Annotated in this window: 21 protein-coding genes; 11 read left to right on the forward strand and 10 right to left on the reverse strand. The window is 62.8% G+C overall.

The features are described from left to right. The first annotated feature begins 21 nt into the window (after positions 1-21). The 3 genes from QMA15_RS03700 to QMA15_RS03710 all read left to right on the forward strand — a co-directional run bounded on the left by QMA15_RS03700 (position 22) and on the right by QMA15_RS03710 (position 2,560). A complete protein-coding gene (locus QMA15_RS03700) occupies positions 22-1,200 on the forward strand; it encodes an acyltransferase (protein ID WP_166655136.1) in 1,179 nt (392 codons plus the stop codon). Then, positions 1,139-1,852, forward strand: coding sequence for a peptide-methionine (S)-S-oxide reductase MsrA (gene msrA, locus QMA15_RS03705; RefSeq protein WP_020905733.1), 714 nt, complete (start codon positions 1,139-1,141; stop codon positions 1,850-1,852). The genes QMA15_RS03700 and msrA overlap by 62 nt, the downstream gene beginning before the upstream one ends. Before the next feature lie 111 nt (positions 1,853-1,963). Further along, positions 1,964-2,560: a hypothetical protein gene (locus QMA15_RS03710; protein WP_223257952.1), complete on the forward strand. Its 597-nt coding sequence runs from the start codon at positions 1,964-1,966 to the stop codon at positions 2,558-2,560. 15 nt (positions 2,561-2,575) lie between these two features. Here the strand turns inward: QMA15_RS03710 and QMA15_RS03715 are convergent, their stop codons facing one another. Both QMA15_RS03715 and QMA15_RS03720 read right to left on the reverse strand, forming a co-directional pair. Beyond that, positions 2,576-3,505 carry an LLM class F420-dependent oxidoreductase gene (locus QMA15_RS03715; protein ID WP_020905735.1) on the reverse strand — a complete coding sequence of 310 codons (930 nt, stop codon included), beginning with the start codon at positions 3,503-3,505 and terminating at the stop codon, positions 2,576-2,578. 16 nt (positions 3,506-3,521) lie between these two features. Then, positions 3,522-5,303 carry a hypothetical protein gene (locus QMA15_RS03720; protein ID WP_020968086.1) on the reverse strand — a complete coding sequence of 594 codons (1,782 nt, stop codon included), beginning with the start codon at positions 5,301-5,303 and terminating at the stop codon, positions 3,522-3,524. Between the two features lie 415 nt (positions 5,304-5,718). Here QMA15_RS03720 and QMA15_RS03725 point away from each other — a divergent pair, with 415 nt between their 5' ends. The 4 genes from QMA15_RS03725 to QMA15_RS03740 are packed head-to-tail and all read left to right on the forward strand — an operon-like array spanning position 5,719 to position 9,255. Then, positions 5,719-6,696, forward strand: coding sequence for a DUF4328 domain-containing protein (locus tag QMA15_RS03725; protein ID WP_290283697.1), 978 nt, complete (start codon positions 5,719-5,721; stop codon positions 6,694-6,696). Further along, positions 6,693-7,457, forward strand: coding sequence for a glycerophosphodiester phosphodiesterase (locus QMA15_RS03730; protein WP_019746370.1), 765 nt, complete (start codon positions 6,693-6,695; stop codon positions 7,455-7,457). Before QMA15_RS03725 ends, QMA15_RS03730 begins: the two co-directional genes overlap by 4 nt. An 11-nt stretch (positions 7,458-7,468) precedes the next feature. Next, positions 7,469-8,383, forward strand: a complete 915-nt coding sequence (locus QMA15_RS03735) for a DUF5926 family protein (protein WP_024487903.1) — start codon at positions 7,469-7,471, stop codon at positions 8,381-8,383. Positions 8,384-8,436: 53 nt separating this feature from the next. After that, a complete protein-coding gene (locus QMA15_RS03740) occupies positions 8,437-9,255 on the forward strand; it encodes an alpha/beta fold hydrolase (protein ID WP_003944129.1) in 819 nt (272 codons plus the stop codon). Here the strand turns inward: QMA15_RS03740 and QMA15_RS03745 are convergent. Both QMA15_RS03745 and QMA15_RS03750 read right to left on the reverse strand, forming a co-directional pair. Further along, entirely contained in the window at positions 9,252-9,797 is a 546-nt protein-coding gene (locus tag QMA15_RS03745) for a ferritin (protein WP_024487904.1), read from the reverse strand. The two genes, QMA15_RS03740 and QMA15_RS03745, sit on opposite strands and share 4 nt — an antisense overlap. A 154-nt stretch (positions 9,798-9,951) precedes the next feature. Beyond that, complete coding sequence (locus QMA15_RS03750; RefSeq protein ID WP_019746373.1) at positions 9,952-10,878, reverse strand: cation diffusion facilitator family transporter; 927 nt, start codon at positions 10,876-10,878, stop codon at positions 9,952-9,954. A gap of 179 nt (positions 10,879-11,057) precedes the next feature. Between QMA15_RS03750 and QMA15_RS03755 the strand changes: the two genes are divergently transcribed. Genes QMA15_RS03755 through QMA15_RS03765 form a run of 3 tightly spaced genes read left to right on the forward strand, consistent with a single transcriptional unit; the run spans position 11,058 to position 13,019 of the window. After that, complete coding sequence (locus tag QMA15_RS03755; RefSeq protein WP_021342425.1) at positions 11,058-11,687, forward strand: M23 family metallopeptidase; 630 nt, start codon at positions 11,058-11,060, stop codon at positions 11,685-11,687. Positions 11,688-11,715: 28 nt separating this feature from the next. Continuing rightward, positions 11,716-12,075, forward strand: a complete 360-nt coding sequence (locus QMA15_RS03760) for a BlaI/MecI/CopY family transcriptional regulator (protein ID WP_019746375.1) — start codon at positions 11,716-11,718, stop codon at positions 12,073-12,075. Then, positions 12,072-13,019, forward strand: a complete 948-nt coding sequence (locus tag QMA15_RS03765; protein ID WP_290283698.1) for a M56 family metallopeptidase — start codon at positions 12,072-12,074, stop codon at positions 13,017-13,019. Before QMA15_RS03760 ends, QMA15_RS03765 begins: the two co-directional genes overlap by 4 nt. On the opposite strand, the gene QMA15_RS03770 is transcribed toward QMA15_RS03765, so the two are convergent. Then, the gene (locus tag QMA15_RS03770) at positions 13,020-13,664 is read right to left on the reverse strand and encodes a thioredoxin domain-containing protein (protein WP_279164407.1); all 645 of its coding nucleotides are present in this window, start codon (positions 13,662-13,664) and stop codon (positions 13,020-13,022) included. 126 nt (positions 13,665-13,790) lie between these two features. On the opposite strand from QMA15_RS03770, the gene QMA15_RS03775 reads away from it, so the two are divergent. Continuing rightward, on the forward strand, positions 13,791-14,732 hold the full coding sequence (locus QMA15_RS03775) for a cytochrome c oxidase assembly protein (protein WP_279164408.1): 942 nt from the start codon (positions 13,791-13,793) through the stop codon (positions 14,730-14,732). An 11-nt stretch (positions 14,733-14,743) separates the two neighbouring features. Here QMA15_RS03775 and QMA15_RS03780 read toward each other — a convergent pair whose 3' ends face one another. The 5 genes from QMA15_RS03780 to QMA15_RS03800 all read right to left on the reverse strand — a co-directional run bounded on the left by QMA15_RS03780 (position 14,744) and on the right by QMA15_RS03800 (position 18,892). Further along, positions 14,744-15,289 carry a ferritin gene (locus QMA15_RS03780; protein ID WP_020905744.1) on the reverse strand — a complete coding sequence of 182 codons (546 nt, stop codon included), beginning with the start codon at positions 15,287-15,289 and terminating at the stop codon, positions 14,744-14,746. Positions 15,290-15,326: 37 nt separating this feature from the next. After that, complete coding sequence (locus tag QMA15_RS03785) at positions 15,327-15,797, reverse strand: hypothetical protein (RefSeq protein ID WP_029254187.1); 471 nt, start codon at positions 15,795-15,797, stop codon at positions 15,327-15,329. A gap of 99 nt (positions 15,798-15,896) precedes the next feature. Beyond that, the gene (locus tag QMA15_RS03790) at positions 15,897-17,132 is read right to left on the reverse strand and encodes an LCP family protein (protein WP_020968096.1); all 1,236 of its coding nucleotides are present in this window, start codon (positions 17,130-17,132) and stop codon (positions 15,897-15,899) included. 148 nt (positions 17,133-17,280) lie between these two features. After that, complete coding sequence (locus tag QMA15_RS03795) at positions 17,281-18,102, reverse strand: type II CAAX endopeptidase family protein (protein ID WP_020905746.1); 822 nt, start codon at positions 18,100-18,102, stop codon at positions 17,281-17,283. Between the two features lie 10 nt (positions 18,103-18,112). After that, positions 18,113-18,892 (reverse strand): DUF2470 domain-containing protein, encoded by a 780-nt coding sequence (locus QMA15_RS03800; protein ID WP_019746383.1) that lies wholly within the window; start codon positions 18,890-18,892, stop codon positions 18,113-18,115. Positions 18,893-19,019: the final 127 nt, after the last annotated feature.

Raw genomic sequence — 19,019 nt, forward strand, 5'->3', positions numbered from 1 at the left:
ACGGAACCTTAAACTTGCGCGATGCCCGCACCAGTTTTCCTCCCGGAATCTCCAGAGGCGGCCGCGCCTCGGGTGAACCTTCCGGGCGCTGACCTGCTGCGAGCACTGGCGGTTGCCGCCGTGATCTACTCCCACATTTCTTTTTACGTCATCGACGATCTCGGCTCGGGTTGGTGGGTGATCGACGTCGTTTACGGCGTTCTGATCGAGCCTGCCGAACTCAACCAGCACCTCTCTTTTGTCGGCGTCGCGGTATTCATGATGCTGACCGGCGCTCTGGTGACGCGGTCCGCGATTCGTGACGGCCCCGGAAAGTTCTTGACCAACCGATTCAGCCGCCTGCTGCCCGCATTCTGGGTGGCAACCGCGATTGCCATTCTTCTGGTCCGCCTCGGAATCAACGGAATGTTCAGCGGTCAGGAAGGTATTTCCGATACCGAAGCGTTGATGAGCTTTTTTCTCGGCGGATTCTTTCTCAAGCCCGAGGTAGCGGTTCTCGGAGTGACCTGGACGCTCACCGTCCAATTCCTCTTCTATCTCGCCTGCGTCGCGGCTCGACCGATACTGCGTCTGCGTCCAATCGTCATGCCGCTCGCCGGCGGAGCACTGTGCTCACTGGTGCTGCTCTACAACGTCTACGCGCCGTTGCCGTACACCGTGCCGATGCTGTCCAAGATCGCCGCGACGCTGCCGGCTGTCTTCCTCGGTCAGATCATGTACCTCGCGTGGGCCAAGCTCGCTCCCGGCCGCTGGCTGATCGTTGCCGTCCTCGTTCAGATGCACGTCATCATCGTGGCGACCCAGTTCCGCGTCTACTGGGCCGGCGAGCACTACCTGTGGACCATTTCGGTAGTCGCCGCAGCGGTAGTTCTCATCGGCCGCTACGACGGTGTCCCGACGCGCTGGTCGGTCGTGAAATGGCTTTCGACGCGCAGTTACATCATCTATCTCGTGCACACCCTGATCCTGTACCGCGTTGTCGAGAACACCGTTTTGCACGTCGGACCGACGCTGGCGTTCGCGCTGTTCCTTCTGGCAACGGCCGCGGTAGCAGAAATCGGCTACCGGTGGGTGGAGCTGCCCGGCGCCCGCGCGGTCACGGCGTGGCGAAACAGCCGCTCACGCGTAGCATCGAAGCATGAGCTGGTACGACGACATTCTGGGACGAGCGTCCGCAAAATCCACGCTGATCGCGCCTGAGGACGCCCTGCCCGGGCGAGAGCAGAAAATGCCGGTACCTACCGCGCACTACGTCAACGGGCATCCGTTGACGCCGCCGTTTCCGGCCGAACTGCAGACCGTCGTCGTCGGGATGGGTTGTTTCTGGGGCGCCGAGAAGGAGTTCTGGCAGCTTCCCGGTGTGTACACAACCGCTGCGGGTTATGCGGGAGGCTTCACCCCCAACCCGACGTACGAAGAAACGTGCTCCGGACGTACGGGTCACACCGAAGTGGTGCTGGTGGTCTTCGATCCCGCAGTGATCTCCTACGAGCAGATCCTGGCGCACTTCTGGGAGAACCACGATCCGACGCAGGGGATGCGTCAGGGTAACGACCAGGGCTCGCAGTACCGTTCGGCGATCTTCACGACGTCCGCCGAGCAGGAAGAAATCGCTCATGCGTCGGCCGTCGCTTTCGGTGAACGACTTGCCGAAGCCGGATACGGCGCGATCACCACCGAAATCGGTCCGCTGCGCGACTTCTTCTACGCGGAGGATTACCACCAGCAGTATTTGGCGAAGAACCCCGGCGGCTACTGCCCGGTGCATGCCACCGGCGTCAGTTGCCCGGTCGGATTGCTCCGTCAGGATCAGGTTCCGGCGCAGACGGACATCCTTCCGCCGAGTGAATAACTGGACAGGTGTTGGAGGACACATGTGATTCAGCTCGTTAACACTTGCAACTAGATCGAAACAAAGGGAATCTCGATGTAAGAGTGTGTCGTCGAGAGAACTGAGCTAATAATGTCAGGTAGTACGCGAGGAACTGCGTCGCTGCTCCGACGCACCATTCATGTAGGCCACGATCCGATGGTTCGCCGCAGTGATCGGATCGAAGGATTCATGTCCTTCGGTCTGATCATTTTCGCGATTCTTCTGCTGCCTCTCGCGGTATGGGCAGGGGCTGCGACGGCTTCGAGCCAGAACGCACTGATCGCCAAACAATCCGCCGAACTACACAGCATTTCGGCGACGACGACTGCAGACTCGACGCAGACCACCCCCTCGACAGCCGATTACATTGCACCGACCACCGAAATGGCCAGCGCGCAATGGAACTGGAACGGTGAGGTTCACACGGGTGATGTCACTGTCGACTCGGCGACGCCCGTCGGCACCGAGGTCCCCATCTACGTCAACGATCACGGCGACAAGACCGTAGCTCCGATCACACAGAGTGCTGCCGACGTCGCAGCCGTGGTGACCGGGGTTTTCACCTGGTTCAGCGTGATGTCCCTATTGGTCATCGCGTTCATGCTGGTGCGGGTCTTTCTCGATCGTTCCCGCTCGGCCCAGTGGGACCGAGACCTACGCGCGTTCCTCGACGCGAACGCGCTGTAGATCCCGGACCTTTCCTCACTGCAGTTGGGGCATGACCTCGCTTGCGACGAGTTCGAGATGATCCAGATCGGCCAGATCGAGAGTCTGCAGGTACACGCGCTGTGAACCGGCCTCGGCGAAAGTGCCGATCTTGTCGACCAGCTCCGAAGGTGTTCCGGCCAGACCGTTCTCACGTAGCTCGTCCACGTCGCGTCCGATCGCTTCGGCGCGCTTCTTGATCTCCGCCTCGTCGCGGCCGCAGCACAGGACGAGAGCGTTGGAGTACACCAATTCGTTCGGATCGCGCTCGATGTCGATGCAAGCCTGACGAACCCGCGCAAAGATGTCCTTCGTTTCCGCGAGGGACTTGAACGGGATGTTGAACTCGTTCGCGAACCGAGCGGCGAGCGCCGGAGTCTTCTTCTTGCCCGTGCCACCGATCAGGATCGGCGGACCGTCGACCTGGTGCGGTTTGGGAAGCGCGGGAGAGTTCTTGATCTGCACGTGCTTACCGTCGTAGTCGAACGTGTCGCCGACCGGCGTACGCCACAGGCCGGTCACTACGTCGAGAGTTTCCTCGAGCAGTTCGAAGCGATCCTTGAGCGCCGGGAACGGGATGCCGTACGCCTGGTGCTCTTCCTCGTACCAGCCGGCACCGATGCCGAGGTCTACGCGGCCACCACTCATCTGATCGACCTGTGCGACCGAGATGGCCAGCGGTCCGGCGTGACGGAACGTAGCCGACGTCACCAGAGTGCCGAGGCGGATGGTGGATGTTTCGCGGGCGATTCCGGCGAGCGTGATCCACGCGTCGGTGGGTCCGGGAAGGCCGTCGGAATTCATGGCGAGATAGTGGTCCGAGCGGAAAAATGCGCCGTAGCCGAGTTTTTCGGCGGTCTGGGCAACAGTCAGTAGTTGTTCGTAGGTAGCGCCCTGCTGGGGTTCGGTGAATATACGCAGCTCCATGACTTCTACTCTGCCACTATTTTGCGGAGGTCGGGACGACGGCACCGACTTGTCCGGCGCCGAAACACAGCGTCAGTCCCGGCGTTGTCGGCGTGATCTTCACACTGTTTCCGTGGCCGACCAGGCGCACGAATGCCGAGTGCAAACCCTGCGTCACGGGTACCGATACTGCGTCGCCGGACTCCAACGCGACATCGATCGTTCCGTCGGTGCTCGCGAGGTAATTGAGCTGCACCGTCCATTCCCAGCCGGCCAGGGGGCCGTCGAGGGGGAGCTCGGTCGGGCCTTCGGCACGGGTGCCGCAGTTCGGTGCCGCTCCTTCGGGAATCCTTCTCGTCCAGGTCACTTCGGCATCGACAATCCGTCCGCTGTCGTCGATGGTGCGCAGAATCGGAGTGCTGGAAGAAAATTCGGGGCGATCAGGCAGTGGCGCGAGAACATTGCTTGCCAAATTGTTCGGAAAGGCGACGGGAAGGAGCACTTCGATCGCGACGGGTTGCTCGAGCAGTGAAGCATCCTGATTCTGTGACAACGATATTCGCGCGTTGGCGAGGTAGTCGCGAGTCGGGTTCTCGCGCCAGATGTCGACGAACGTGACGGTCGAGACGAGCGAACTGACCACGAAGAGCGCCGACAGGCCGGCGGCGACTGCGACGGGTATCCGGGCCGGACGCCGCCGAGGTGCAGCGAGAATCAGAGCGGCGGCGAGGGCGAACACCGTCGCCGAATCCGTGAAGTAACGCAAGGTCTGCGCCAACTCGTACGTGGTGTCGGCGTCGGATCGGGTAGCGGTCATCGCCACGACAGAGGCCAGGAAGTACAGCGCCGCGGCGGCCCAGATCCAGGCAGCGCCGCGTCGGGCACGCACGGTCATCACGACCGTCGTCAGCAGCGCGGCCCAGGCCGCGGCCACCAAGACCGTCGGCGGATCGGCCCAGGCGGGGCTGGGGATCCACCGCTCCCAGCGCCAGGGGCCGCCGAGAAGGGTGGGAAGCATCCCCAAAGACGTGCCGTGATGCAGCAGTTCGGTGGACATGGAACGGCCGTTGCCGGTGATCGGAGATTCGACAGTTGTCAGATACACCGGAATCCAGATCGCGAGCACGGCGGCGCAGGCCGTCCACAGGCGTCGGCACTTCGTGACCGCACTTCGTATCGGCGTTCCTTCACCTTGTGTGCGCAAGTACAGCACCAGAAAAGCGAGTGCTACGAACGGAACGAGCACTGCCTTCTCGAAGAACAGCAGAGAGACGACAAAAACCGCGGTGCCCGAGAACACGTAGCGCACATGTCCGGTGCGGTACAGCTTGATCGCGTCGCCGCATGCCCAGGCAAGCGCGATCTGAAGCGGCAAGGCGTTGAGTGCGGCCGCCCACCACGAGAACGACGGAAGGGTCAGCGGGACGAAGAGATACAGGATCAGCGGAATCAACAGCGCCGGTCGCCAACCAAGGACCAACCGAAGAGTGCGCAGAAGCGCCAACGACGCCGCGGCCTGGCCGATGACGAGCAGCGTTGCCGACAGCGCCCAGTTGTACGGCGCGATGCGGGTGATCAACCCGGTGAAGAAGAAGGCCGCGGGCATGAAGTGACCGTCGTGGTCGTAGAGCAGGAGTTCGCTCGAGAAGAGAGGGAAGCGTCCTCCGCGGCCCATCAGGATGAGGTCGTCCCAGTAGAAGTAATTGCTCGCGGCAACCCAGGCGCGAATGACGAGCTGACATCCGATCAACACGAACGCGAGCTGCGCGACCCGTTTCGGGGTGAACGTCAGAGTTGGCTCGGGCTGTGGAGAAGTCATCGACGGTCATGCTTCCAGGTGTGTCAAAAACCGACTTCCCGCAAAAAAGGGATAACGGTCTTTTCTGTCTTTTCGGGAGCAATTTCTGAATGGATTGTGAACTTTGCCGGGATAAATGACGCCGACGCCCAAAAGTTCACTGACCTGCGGTGTCAAATTCATCCTCGAGCCTGTGCATCGTTCGCTAACACCTGTCAGCAAATTCTCAGGGTCTTGCCCGTGACCTGTGGATAAAGCCCGATTCATTCATCCAGAACTGTGGATGAACCTGTGGAAACTGTGGATAACTCGAGTTTTTAAGTGGCGGAGGTCACATTATTCGAACAATGCAGGTGAACGCGGTGGAGGTTCGATCACAAATCGGGAGTGAATCCATTTGCTGCCGTTACCGATACGGCGTGACAGAATCGAAGTTGTGAGTGTCGTTCAGGTCTGCGCCCGGTGCGCCGCACGATGGCCTGTCGTCGGCGGCCCAACGCAGTGGTGCCCGCGCTGCAGCGGCGTCCTGCTGATCCCCACCCGCACCGAGATCTACCAACCACCCAACCGTCGAGGCTTCCGCTGGATCGCGCGCTCACCGTCCGACCCACGCGGCGTGGGGGACGCACCAGTGCGTCGTAGCCTCACCACCCCGCGCTACGACGCCGTCCCGCAGTGGGGACTCCAGGACATCGTCGACACCTCACCGGTGCCGCCCTCGCGAGCGGACCGGATGGCCGACCGAGTCGGGCCGTTGCTGACACTCGCGACGATTCTCTACGGACTCGCTGTGTTCGCCGAACTGGGCAGATACGCGATCCTGGTGCGTAACCGCACCACGCTGATCCCGCAGTGGCTTCTCACGGTCTCCGACGCCGCCGTGTACTTCACTCAGTTGGGTGGACTGCTGATCTCGGTCTTCGCGGCTGTCGCCGGTGTGTGCTGGCTGCTTCGTCAGCGTCGTGAACACTTCGCAGGTGCCGGGGAATCCGATCCGCGCACAGCGTCGGAAGTGGTCGTCGGCTGCGCTGTGCCGATCCTCAACCTCGTGATGCCGGCGGTTTATCTCTTCGAGTTGGTCCGCCGCGATCCGCGCGGAACTCTGCTGGTGAAGATCTGGTGGGGCTTCTGGGGATTCAGCGCTCTGCTGCTGGTGGTCAACGCGTACTGGCGATCACGCCCGGGGATTCAGGCAATGGCCGACGGGGTTCTGCTGAACGCCTTCATCGCATTGGTCGCAGCAGTCACCGCGTCGTTGACGCTCGTCGTGATCCGACGGATCGAGCGCAAGAGCTGGCGCGGCGAACCCGAATCGGAAACTCGATGGGTGCCAGTGCCGCGCTCGGTGCTGGAAGAGAAGACGGTGCTGGAAGAGAAGACGGTGCTGGACGAGAAGGAGACCGCTGCCCTGTGAGCCCAGATCGTCGAGGTCCACTCGTCGTTGCGCACCGAGGTGCGTCGGCTGCGCGGCCGGAGCACACCCTCGCCGCCTACGAACTCGCCCTCGAGGAGGGTGCCGACGGGCTCGAATGCGACGTCCGGCTCACCCGCGACGGGCACCTGGTCTGCGTTCACGACCGCAAGGTCGACCGCACCTCCAGCGGCACCGGGATCGTCAGCGAGATGACGCTCGATTCGCTGAACGCTCTGGACTACGGGTCGACGAGCGAACCGGCCGAACTGCTGACTCTCTCCGACCTCATCACCCTCGCCCTGGATTTCGCGCGCCCGGTGAAGCTGTTCATCGAAACCAAACACCCAGTGCGGTTCGGCGGCCTGGTCGAAGCAAAACTTCTCGCGGAACTGCACCGCTTCGGGATCGCGTCACCGCCGTCGGCCGATCACTCTCGCGCTGTGGTCATGTCTTTCTCGGCTACTGCGGTCTGGCGAGTGCGCCGTTCGGCACCGCTGCTGCCGACGGTCCTACTCGGTGACGCGTCGCGATACCTCGGCGGTGGTGCGTCGACGGCTGTCGGCGCCACGGCGATCGGGCCGTCGATCAAGGCGCTGCGCGAACATCCGGATCTGGTCGATCGGGCTGCCGCTGCGGGTCGCGCGACGTACTGCTGGACCGTCGACGACAAGGCGGATGTGGACCTGTGTCGTGAGCTCGGGGTCAGTTGGGTGGCCACCAACCATCCCGGGCGCACGAAGCAATGGCTGGGCAGCGTGTAGATTTTGCCCTCGTGGCCAAGAAGAGCAAAAGAAACAGTGGACCGAAGCAGGGCAGCGCACGCGCAGAGAAGCTGGCGGCACGCCAAGCAGAGCGTGAAGCCGCTGCCGGCGCAGTGAACCGCCCGTTCGAGGGCCTTGCCGCCGAGTGCGATCTGGTCGCGCTGCGCGAATTCGTTCCGTCCGCCACGGCTCCGTTGCCGGTCATCGGCTCCGACCGTCCCGTCACGTTGGCGACGGTCCTCCCCGGCGCTGTTGCCGCCCTCGTCCGCGACGAGGGCGAGACGGCCACCGGATTTGTCGGTGTCCAGGTTCAAGCGCACTCTGCCGACCTCGGCGCAGACCTCGCCGCTTCGGTGAACTGGATCAAGGACGCGGCCCCCGGCGACGCGCTTTCTGCCGCGAACCCCGATTCCGAGACACCCGCCGTCACCGAGGTTGTCGATCCCTCGGCTCTGCTCGACATCACCGTGCACCAGAACTTCAACTGGTGGATTCCGGAAGGCGTCGAAACCGATCCTGAGGTTGCCGCCACCGTGCAGCACGCCAACTCGGCGATCATGCCCTCTGCACGCCTCGAAGGAGACGGCCTCGTTGCCGCGTGGTGGGTCGACGCCGGCGAGAAGGCACACCTGCGTTGGGTTCGCCCCGAGAGCGAAGACGACCTGATGCTCGCGTTGGCGCGCGTGCACGCGACCGGTGGACTGCACCTGGGTGAGGGCTCGCGCTACGCAGGCTCGTTCCGCACCCACGGCCTGTTGGTCCCCGTCTTCGACCTCGACCGCGAAAAGCATGCAAACGAGTGGGTAGCGGCAACCGTCGAGCTCGGTGAGCGTCTTGCCGAGGCTCTGGCTGTCGATGCTCCGCTGAACTCGGCCGAGTTGCGCTCGCGCGACGGCCTGCGCGGACGCCAGGTCACGCTGCGCTGATTTTTTCGCCAGAACTATAGGCGTTACGCAAAGTTACGGTTAATGTTGGCGGCATGACTTTGTCGCACGACATCTCCGGTAGCGGTCCCACGCTTGTGCTCGTCCATGGCATCGTCCATCGACGGCAGGCGTGGGATTCGCTTTTGGACCAGCTGACGCCGTATCGCCGTGTGGTCACGGTCGACCTGCCAGGTCACGGAGAGTCCCTGCTGCCCGAACTCGGTCCGGACGTCATGGGACAGCTGATCGACGACGTCAGTGAGTTCGTCAAGGAAGTGACTCCGGCGGGGGAGCGCGCCCACGTCGCCGGTAACTCACTCGGCGGATGGATTGCACTCTCGCTGGCCGCGCGCGGAGACGTCGCGTCGGCGACAGCTCTTTCGCCGGCCGGGTTCTTTGTCAATCACCTCGATCAGGTGCGGGCGATCAACACGTTCCGTGCACTGCGCGGCACGGCCAAGCTCATGGGCGATGGTCTGCCACGTGCATTGCGGTACAAGCTGATTCGCTATCCGGCGCTCGCCGCGTTCTTCGCTCATCCGAGTCATGTCGGTTATGCGGCGGCGTTGGCAGACTGCCGTTCGCTCGTGTCCAACGAACTCGTAGATCTCGGTCTCGAGATGGACTTCGTGTTGCCGCCCATCGTGGATCCCACTGTGCCGGTGACGGTTGCGTGGGGTCGACGCGATCTCATTCTGCCCGTGTACCAAGCGCAGCGCGTGAAAAAGCCGTTCCCGCAGGCGAAGTTGATGGTTTTGCCCGGACTGGGGCACGTACCGATGACAGATGCCCCCGAGCTGATCAGTTCGATCCTGCTGGCAGGAAGCGAACCGTTCGGCTCGAGGGCAAAATCCGTGAGTGCTGCAGGCTAGATGGTTCCGCCTGCTGCGTTCGGCGCACCGGTGGTGTCACCGACGGTGCTCATCTCGCGGGACACGAAGTCTTCGAGGTCGAACAGGTTGGCGCCTGCGCGGTCCGCGATGGTGAGAAGTGTTGTCATGCTGGCAACTTCCTCGACCTGCTCCTTGAGGAACCACTGCATGAACTGCTCGCCGAGGTAGTCGCCTTCTTCGCGGGCAGTGCTCGCGAGCTGGACGATCTGCTCGGTGACCGTCTTCTCCTGCGTCAGCGCGAGAGCGATGGGCTCACGGGCATCCTTGAAGTCGGCCTTCGCGGCGTCGACGCCGGTGAGTTCGACGTTGATGTCGCGATCGAGGAAATACTGAACGATCATCATGGCGTGGTTACGCTCTTCCACAGCCTGCTTGTAGAAGTGCTTTGCCAGCTGTGGCAGGTCCGCATTGTCGAAGTAAACCGCTGTCGCGATGTACTGATGCGAAGCGTTGAACTCGTTGCGAATCTGGTCTCGGAGTAGTGCGTGGAATTTGGTCATGTGAGTCTCCCCAGAAGTCATGAATTCCAAGATAGTGCAGGTCAGAGGCCCTGTCATCCCAGTCTGACCTTATTGTGGTAAGCGTTCCCAAACTAAAGAAGACCTAATTTCTTTTCGAATTCGGTGCGGTTATCCATTGGCCCGAAAGCGAATGTTTCATTTAGGAATGTCCTTTTCACCAGGCGAGTTCCGTGCATTTACCGTCACTTCCCTGGAGTTCCACCTGCACGGTGGCGTGCTCCAGTTCAAATACCTCGGCCAGCAAGGTTTGGGTGGCCGCGAGCACCGTAGTGGGATCGGCGTCACTGGCCGCGGTGACGTGAACGGAAGCAACTTCCATCCCCGAGGTGAGTGTCCAGACGTGCAGATCGTGCGCGTCGACGACTCCCGGGAGTGTGTTGATCTTCTCGAGTATCGAGGTGACGTCGATGCGATCGGGAGCCTGCTGGAGCAAGATGCGGACGGCATGGCGGCCCAGGTTGAAGGCGCGCGGCAAGACGAAAAGGCCGATGGCGACGCCGATGACGGGGTCGGCGTAGCGCCAACCGAAAGCGAGCGTGACCAAGCCGCTGACGAGGACGCCGATGGACCCGATCATGTCCGCCATGACTTCGAGGTAGGCGCCGCGGATGTTGATGCTTTCCTTCGCGCCGCTGCGGAGCATCAGGAAGGCGATGACGTTCATCGCCAAACCGACGACGGCGACTATCGCGACGGGGAGGCCTGGAACCTCGGGCGGATCCGAGAATCGGCTGGCAGCCTCGTAGAGCACCCACCCGGCGACTGCGAAGAGCAGGATCGCATTGGCCAGTGCCGCAAACACTTCCGTGCGGTACATACCGAAAGTGCGATCCGGACGCCGAGCTGCACGCTGTGCGACGAGGATCGCGGCGAGCGCCATGAAGATGCCGAAGATGTCGGTGAACACGTGCGCCGAGTCCGAAAGCAGCGCCAGTGACGAGGTGAAGAAGCCGACCGTCACCTGCAGCACGAACGTCACCAACCCGAGGCCGGCGGCGATCCACAGTTTGTTGACATGCTTGCCGCTGTTGCTGGTCGCAGCCTCGGCGGGAGAGATTCCGTGCCCGTGTCCGTGTGACATCGAAGGTCCTTTCGTCGACGTCAGCCTAGACACATATGCATATATGCGCAATAGTGCATGTCTTAAAAACTATGCAACATAGTTGTAAGGTGGCGGCGTAGACCTTCATTTGTCATCGACGCGAGGACCGAGAAGTGGGAAGACATCGAAAATCCGAGCCGATCAGACCCGGCGGGCGCATGGCAGCGGTTTCCGTGGCGACGGGCGCAATCCTGGCGTCCGGCACTTCCATCGGGCACGCATCGCCGCTTCCAGTTGCAGCGGAAGGTCCAGCGCTGGTGTCGGTGCCGGAGATACTCGACCTTGTTCGGACGACGGATCTTGCCGGGATAGCCGAACAACTCGGTAAAACGAGGCAACTCGAAGCCGAACGGGCGGCGTTGGCGTACGAGGCAGAAAAGCCGCGGGTGATGGCCCCCGTCAGCGGGACGATGACGTCCAACTTCGGTCCACGCTGGGGAACAACCCATTACGGTCTCGACATCGCAAACTCGATCGGTACGCCCATCGTCTCGGCGACCGACGGTGTTGTGATCGAATCCGGTCCCGCCGCGGGATTCGGGCTCTGGGTCCGCATCCAGCAGGACGACGGGACCGTCGGCGTCTACGGGCACATCAACGAGGCGCTCGTGGTTGCCGGTCAGAAGGTGCGGGCGGGTGAACTGATCGCGACCGTCGGCAATCGTGGACAATCGACGGGACCGCACCTGCACTACGAGGTGTGGCAATCTGACGGGCAGAAGACTGATCCGCTCGCGTATCTGAATTCCCGGGGCGTGTCGTTCGGGGAGAAGGCCGCGAGCGGCTGAAGTTCTGTCACGACGCGATGGAGGAGCAATGCAGGGGCTGGGCGGACTCGAAGCCGAGGTCATGGATGTGCTCTGGCAGTCCGACGACGCGCTCTCGGTCAAGGATCTGGTCGAGATCCTGGGTGAGCGTCGACAACTCGCGTACACCACCATCCTGACCGTCGTGACTCATCTCTACGACAAGGGCTGGGTGAGTCGTGAGAAGAAGAGTCGCGCCTACTTCTATCGGCCGAGTCGCAGCCGTGAAGAGGCCACATCCAGGGCACTGCGCGAATTGTTGGACAGCAGTTCCGATTCCGCTGCCGTGCTGTTGCACTTCGCGAAGACAATGACGGACGCTGAGAACGAAGCCCTGCGCCGAGGACTTTCCGGGGAAGGTGCGCAATGACACTGGCCTTGCCGATGCTTCTCGGTGCGGTATTCGTCGGATTTTTGGTTCCGAGAGCGTTACGGGCCGTTTCCTCGACGTTGTCACCGACGGTGCTGCTCGCGGCGTGGCTCGGCAGTATGGCGTCGGCTCTGTATCTCGCTCTCTCCGCGGTCTTGGTTCTGGTGTGGCCGAGCCACGCGCCGGTCGAGGGGCTGGTCGACGGTATCGCTCGGTGTTTCAGCGCCTTCGCGCACGGCACGAGTTCATGGGTGGGTGAACTGATCACCGGTACAGCCGTTGGTGTGGTGGGTTTGATCGCTGTTCGGATCGTGCTGGCCGGCCGCAAACAGGCACGTGAGCACGCGAGAGTCCGAGATTTCCATCGTGATGTTCTCTCGATCGTCGCGCGCCGCGACAACTCGGAGTCCGACGTGTTGTGGTTGGATCATCCGCTGCCGATGGCCTACAGTGTCGCCGGAAATCCTGGATTTGTTGTTGCGACACAAGGCTTGTCATCCGCTCTTACCGGGCGCGAGCGTGACGCGGTCCTCGCGCACGAGCGTGCGCACCTGAGCGGCGGTCATCACCGAATCGTCGGTGCCTGTGAAGTCTTGGCCGCTGTTCTGCCGGGAGTGCCGTTGTTCGCGGCGGCACCTGCTGCCGTCGGCGCGATCGTGGAACTGTCGGCGGACCGGCACGCCGCTCGCGTCACCAGCCCGGCTGCAGTGCGTTCCGCCCTTGCCGTGGTGTCGAAATCGCCGCTTCCTCAGCCGGACTGGAGTTTGGGCGATCGCGGCGGCGCGACCGCAGTGCGATTGCGTTCCCTGGTCGACGGCGACGTGGCGTCGCCTCGGCGACTGACCTGCGCGGTCGCGGCGTGCGTGCCGGCGGCCATCACGACGGCCGTTGCCGCAGCCGTGACGGTGGCCGTCTCCGCCGGTATCTGCGCTGTTCTGACCTGATCATTGCTCCAAGGCTGAGTCGATCTGGGCTTTCAGATCTTCGTAGCTCGGCATCTGGGCCAGCTTCACGTCGTTGAGGAACAGCGTCGGGGTGCCCTGGACGCCAAGGCGTTTGCCCTCGTTGAAGTCGCGCTCGACCCGCTCGCGGACGCCGCGGCTGCTGAGGTCGGATTCGAATCGGGCCATGTCCAGGCCGAGATCTTGTGCGTAGGAGCGAAACAGTGCCTCCTGCGATTCGGCGGATTCACCCCACTGCGACTGAGTCTCGTACATCCGTTGATACATCTCGACGAACTTGCCCTGGCGAGATGCGGATTCGACGACCCGCGCCGCGAGAGTGCTGTTGGTGTGACTCGGAATCGGAAAGTATCTGATGCCGAATGTGATTCGATCCTCGTACTCGGCTCTGATTCGCTCCATCGTCGGGTACAGCGCGAGGCAGGCCTCACATTCGAAGTCGAGGAACTCGACAAGATTCACTTTGTCGTCAGCGGCCGAGGTCAATCGGTACGCGTCGTCGGTCAGGACGGCGGTGGATTGTGCTGCCCGATCGGTGCTCTCGTTGTCCGCCCTGATCGGATCGACGGTGATGAACGTGATCAGTGCTACCGCGAACAACGCGATCAGGGCGGCGGATATCTTCATGCTTCTGGACACTGCTGTGTACCTTGACCTTCCGTCGAATACTTAAATACTATCCAACATAGTATTTAGGTGTAGAGTCGACGGTACCCGAAAGGATTCGAAGGAGGGTTCGCCCGTGAATCGGAGGTGAACGGTCTGGCGCCGCCGTCGATCGGACAGATGTTGACCTGGGACTCCTCGTCCCTGTCACCTCTTGTTCTACTGGGAGCTTTTCTGGCGCTTTGGTATTGGTGGTCAATGCACCGTGTGCGTGCGCGGGGACGCCTATGGCCCTGGTATCGAACTGCATGTTTTCTGGCCGGATGCTTGCTGTTGATCGCCGTGACCGGTTCGAAGGTCGAAAGTTACGGGAACGAACTCTTCAGTGTCTGGATGTTCCAACATTTGACGCTCTCGATGGCGATCCCGCCGCTGTGGGTGCTGGGCTCGCCAGGACTGCTGCTACTGCGTTCGACGTCGCATCGAGGTCCCGGGAGAAATGTTCTGGCGCTTGCACTGTCGGCATTGCGCAGCCGTCCGGCACGGTGGATGTTGCACCCCGGGTTCACGATCCCGGTCTTTCTGTTCAGCTACTACGGGATCTACCTGTCGCCGATCTTCGACGCCGTCTCGGGATTGCCGGCCGGACACGTCTTTCTCGAAATCTTCTTTCTCGCCAGCGGTCTGCTCTTCATCATGCCCGTGCTCGCCACCGGACCACTGCCGGTGCGGCAAAGCTATCTCGGCCGGTGTTTCGACCTTTTCGTGGAGATGCCGCTGCACGTGTTCATCGGAGTCGTCCTCATGATGGCGACAAAGCCGCTGCTGACCACGTTCGTGAATCCGCCTCCCGAGTGGGGCGTGGACGTGATGCAGGACCAGCAGTTGGCCGGTGCCCTTGCGTGGTCGTACGGTGAGCCCGTCGCGCTGGTGGTGGTCGTGATCTTCGCGATGCGCTGGAACCGGGACGACAAACGGATGAATGCCGCCCAGGACCGCCGCGCCGAGATCGACGGCGACAGTGATCTGGAGGCATACAACAACTTCCTCAGATCACTGAGCGCCGCCGAGCGGCCGGAGACTCGGTAGGCCGGTGGCCCTCAGACGCCGCCGCCGGCGGGTGTCGGCGCCATTGCGTCGGCAGCTGCCGGTGTGTTCATCTCGCGTGCGACAAACGTTTCGAGGTGGAAGAGGTTGTCGCCGGCACGGTCGACGATGGTGAGAAGTGTTGTCATGCTTGCAACTTCCTCGACCTGCTCCTTGAGGAACCACTGCATGAACTGCTCGCCCAGGTAGTCGCCGGTATCGCGCGCGGTGCGCGCCAACTGCGTGATCTGCTCGGTGACCGTCTTCTCCTGCTCGAGTGCCAATTCGACCGGAGCCCGGACACTGTCGAACTTCGTCACGACGTCGTCGACACCCGGTACGTCCACGTCGAGGTCGTTGTCGAGCAGGTACTGGATCATCATCATCGCGTGACCGCGTTCCTCGGTGGCCTGGCTGTAGAAGCGCGCGGCCATCTGCGGAAGATCGTGTGCATCGAAGTACACCGCTACCGCGATGTACTGCTGCGATGCAGTGAACTCGTTACGGATCTGCTGACGCAGCAGAGTGGTGAATTCGCTCGAGTTCTTCGCCTGTGTCATCCCAACAGATTACTGGGTCGGCGGCACGGACAGGGAGCTACTTGTTGTCGAGCTGATCGATGATGAAGTCGAGAGTTTCCGGCCGGTATCCGTAGACGAACGAGTCCTTTTCGCCGACGTACCAGTCGCCGCACTGGAAAGAACTGCCCTTCTCGACCCCCGTCGGCCACCACTGTGCGGACAGCGATGCCGGACGAGTTTCGACGGTGGGTCGTGCGATGCAGCTGTTGTGATCTATCTCTGTGATGTTCGCAGTCATTCGCAGGATGCGTTCGTTGCCGGTGGTGCGGATGACCTCGTCGATACCCGTCGCGCCGGCGGGAACCCAACTCGGCAGTGTGTCGATTCCGCTGGATGCTTGTGCAAAAGAGAAGGTTTCGGTTTTCTTGTATGCCTTCGACTCGTCGAACTTGTCGAAGGTGCCCGAGCAGGACGTGGCCAGTAAAGCCGCTCCGGCCGAGGCGGCGATGACGGCGGCAGTGCGGAATCGGCGGTGTGCTGTGTTCATACCTTCACGGTATTTTTCCGCCGGCCGTTCCGCGTCCTGCCGGAAAGCGATTTGTTCGCTCGGCCTGTCCTCCCGGGGTACTACCGAAACTCAGGGCGATCACCCCGTGGTGATCAGATCCTGCGGAATCTGCTGATCGTTGGCCAGGGCGTCGAAGAACTGCGAAGCGCGTGCCTTGTCCCACAACAACACGTTGCCCGACCCGTCCACGTCCTCGAAACCGGCGACCGGAACCGTCGTGGTGGTCATCCCGCCGCGAAGCGCCCAGGCGAGTGAGGCCAGATTCCAGATGTGATCGCCCTCGTCGACCTGCAGGGACTTGGCCGTATCGGAGACGAGCGGCCACAACCGGAACGGATTGAGGAACGTACTCGGACTCGTCGCCTTCGACAGCAACGCCGACATGAACTGGCGCTGGTTGTTCATGCGGTCGAGGTCGGCGAGCGCGGTTGCTCGGGTCCGCACGAACCCGAGTGCATCCGAACCCTTCAAGTCCTGGCATCCAGCGGGGAGGTTGATCCCAGCCAGCGGATCGTCGATCGCCTGCGTCAGGCATACATTGACGCCACCGACGGCGTCGACGATGCCGGCGAACCCGCTGAATCCGATCTCGGCATAGTGGTCGATGCGAAGTCCGGTTGCCTCCTCGACGGTCTGCACCAGCAAGGGGGCACCACCGAAAGCGAAGGCGGCGTTGATCTTGTCCGAGCCGTAGCCGGGAATCGGAACGTACGAATCGCGAGGGATGCTGACCATCGTCGTCTTCCCGCTCTTGGGAACGTGGACCAAGATGACCGTGTCAGTGCGCTTGGGGCCGGTGTCACCACCTGTCGCAAGCGCTTGCTCCTGCTCGGGTGTGAGTCCCTCACGACTGTCGGAGCCGACGATCAGCCAGTTCGTGCCTGGAGTATCGGCGACGCGTCCCGCGTAGTCGGGCAGCGCGTCGATTCGATTGAGCGAACTGTCGACGTAATAGACCGCGCCGGCCAGCGCGAGCAGCAAGACCAACAACGTGATGCCGATACGTTTACCCCAGCTACGACGCTTGCGTGGGCGTCGCTGCTTCGGGGGTTCAGGAGGGCGCGGCGGGGCGTTCGGCGGGGTTCGGCGCGGCGGCGCGGGTGCGTACTTCGCCTGGCGTTGCGGATCCTGACGCGGCGGCCCCTGCCTGCGGGGGTCGTCCTGGAACGGCTGCGGGCGTTGGGTCGGCGCCCAGTCCTCACGCCTGGGTTGCTGCGGCGCTTCTGGTGGGACCTGTGACCAGGCCTGATTGGCCGGATTCTGCTGCGGTGGACGTCCGTCGCGGCGAATGACCGTCGGCCCTTCCGGCGGCATCGGTGGGCGCCGCTGCGGGGGTGGGCCCTGACGGGGTGGCATCGGTCCACGCGGGGGCGGCTGGCGCCGCGGAGGTGGCCCTGGCGGCTGGCGCCGCGGAGGGCGCTGAGGATATTCGGAGTCGCCGGTCACCAGTTCACGGTACCGGTCACGGCAGCCAGGAGACGTGATCGCGCAGGAGGGCGTAACCGATGAACGCCACCATGTCGATGAGCGCGTGGGCGATGATCAGCGGCCACAGCTTGCCGGTGCGCTGCCAGTATCGACCGAACACGAGCCCCATGATCACGTTTCCCACACCGCCGCCGAACCCTTGGTAGAGGTGATAACTACCGCGCAGGAGCGAGGACGCGAGCAGTGACTTGTTCTCACTCCAGCCGAGTGTCCGGAGGCGAGTGATCAGGTAGGCGACGACCAGTACCTCTTCGGCGCCCGAGTTCGCGATTGCGGACAGTACGAGGATCGGAACCCGCCACCAGTGGTCGTCGAGCGCGCTGGCCTGGACGGTGAGGTTGATGCTCAGTGCCTGAGCGACGAGGTAGAACAGGAGGCCGGGGAGGCCGATCACAGCGGCGAGGCCGAATCCCGGAGCGATGTCGCGCCCGAATCGAGGCTTGGGAGTCAGGCCCGCAGCACGCGGACCGATCCCCGAACGCCACAGTAGATAGAGTCCCAGCGCTGCCCACGCGAGAAGCTTTGCGACGCCCAGTAATTGGCGCGCCAGGTCGATCCAGTCGATGGCGGCCCGCGACGGGTTGAGTGCAACCGTCTGATCCGAGAGCGCAACCGGCGTCGCCAAGGATTCAGCGAGCGAAAGGATCCCGGACAATCCGCTGAGCCCGAAGGTGACCAGCAGAACGATAGTGATCTCGATCCGGATTCCGCGCCTGGCGGCGGGATCTAGTTCCGGGTCCGTTCGAACGGGAGACGGCGGCCGTAACCAGGTGCGGACGGTTTCGCGGGCATTCACCCGCGCAACGCTAGCCGTTTGCAGCGCCACCCGATCGGAGGCCGTTGAGGAAAGGGCACCCGACAAGCATTCGGATGGCACGGCTCAGCGCGGGAGCGTCGTCGACGGGGTTGGCGAACGGCATCCACACGTCGCGGTCACCGGTGTGATCCTCGACCCGCAGGCGCAGTCCGTAGCGGTCGATGCCGAGTGGGCGAACGCGTCCGGTGCGCATGTACGGGGGAAGCTTGCGCACGAGCAGGTCCACGAGATCGCGGTGGTCTTCGTCGAGATGCTGCAGCCACGCCGTCTCCATCTCCCAGAAGGGATCGGGGCTGGCGTTCAGCAGTTCGTCCACGGCGACGGGCTCTGCCCCTGTCGAGTCGGCGACAACGGCCGAGGCCAGGCTCAGGCGAAGGAGGACCGAGGTGTGGCCGATGTCGAGGAGCCCCGGATGGGGGTGTTCGGATGCGACGTCGTCGGCGAGAACGCGTGCCTCGTAGTCGGGCACGGCGTGTAACGAGCCGCGAAGCCACACGAGGGAGCGCACGGGCTCACGCAGACGCAGTGGTGCGTGATCGGTGATCTCGAGGACGGCAGGCAGTCCGCCGCCGCCGGAGTTCCAGGCCAGGGCAGCAGCTGCGGAGGCATGTGGGACTGCAACGACGACGTCACCGTTCGAACGCAGGTGATGCACCGACGTGACGGTGGGATCGCTGCCTTCGATGGCGAGAACTGCGTCCTGTGCGCGCACACAGGCGCTGCGGACGCGTTCGGCGGTGGACGGGCCGGTGCTGGTCTTCGTTGCCATGCTGCCCCCTTGGCGGGTGTTCTCTCGAACTCCATCGGATGATGAGGTAACCCTAACCTAAGGTGCTTCGGTGTGAATCGCAAGACTTTTGCGCAACTCGCGTGGAATCCGCCGCCTGCGCCGGGGT

It is taken from the genome of Rhodococcus sp. APC 3903, assembly GCF_030407755.1.
Lineage (GTDB): Bacteria > Actinomycetota > Actinomycetes > Mycobacteriales > Mycobacteriaceae > Rhodococcus_F > Rhodococcus_F erythropolis.

Bases quoted from the DNA above. Each gene is read 5' to 3' on its own strand.
- QMA15_RS03765 (WP_290283698.1), top strand. From the start codon at position 12,072: ATGACACTGGCCTTGCCGATGCTTCTCGGTGCGGTATTCGTCGGATTT.
- QMA15_RS03780 (WP_020905744.1), bottom strand. From the start codon at position 15,289: ATGACACAGGCGAAGAACTCGAGCGAATTCACCACTCTGCTGCGTCAG.
- QMA15_RS03750 (WP_019746373.1), bottom strand. From the start codon at position 10,878: ATGTCACACGGACACGGGCACGGAATCTCTCCCGCCGAGGCTGCGACC.
- QMA15_RS03715 (WP_020905735.1), bottom strand. From the start codon at position 3,505: ATGGAGCTGCGTATATTCACCGAACCCCAGCAGGGCGCTACCTACGAA.
- QMA15_RS03790 (WP_020968096.1), bottom strand. From the start codon at position 17,132: ATGCCGCCGGAAGGGCCGACGGTCATTCGCCGCGACGGACGTCCACCG.
- QMA15_RS03755 (WP_021342425.1), top strand. From the start codon at position 11,058: ATGGCAGCGGTTTCCGTGGCGACGGGCGCAATCCTGGCGTCCGGCACT.
- QMA15_RS03785 (WP_029254187.1), bottom strand. From the start codon at position 15,797: ATGAACACAGCACACCGCCGATTCCGCACTGCCGCCGTCATCGCCGCC.
- QMA15_RS03700 (WP_166655136.1), top strand. From the start codon at position 22: ATGCCCGCACCAGTTTTCCTCCCGGAATCTCCAGAGGCGGCCGCGCCT.
- QMA15_RS03720 (WP_020968086.1), bottom strand. From the start codon at position 5,303: ATGACTTCTCCACAGCCCGAGCCAACTCTGACGTTCACCCCGAAACGG.
- QMA15_RS03770 (WP_279164407.1), bottom strand. From the start codon at position 13,664: ATGAAGATATCCGCCGCCCTGATCGCGTTGTTCGCGGTAGCACTGATC.
- QMA15_RS03760 (WP_019746375.1), top strand. From the start codon at position 11,716: ATGCAGGGGCTGGGCGGACTCGAAGCCGAGGTCATGGATGTGCTCTGG.
- msrA (WP_020905733.1), top strand. From the start codon at position 1,139: ATGAGCTGGTACGACGACATTCTGGGACGAGCGTCCGCAAAATCCACG.
- QMA15_RS03800 (WP_019746383.1), bottom strand. From the start codon at position 18,892: ATGGCAACGAAGACCAGCACCGGCCCGTCCACCGCCGAACGCGTCCGC.
- QMA15_RS03710 (WP_223257952.1), top strand. From the start codon at position 1,964: ATGTCAGGTAGTACGCGAGGAACTGCGTCGCTGCTCCGACGCACCATT.
- QMA15_RS03740 (WP_003944129.1), top strand. From the start codon at position 8,437: ATGACTTTGTCGCACGACATCTCCGGTAGCGGTCCCACGCTTGTGCTC.
- QMA15_RS03745 (WP_024487904.1), bottom strand. From the start codon at position 9,797: ATGACTTCTGGGGAGACTCACATGACCAAATTCCACGCACTACTCCGA.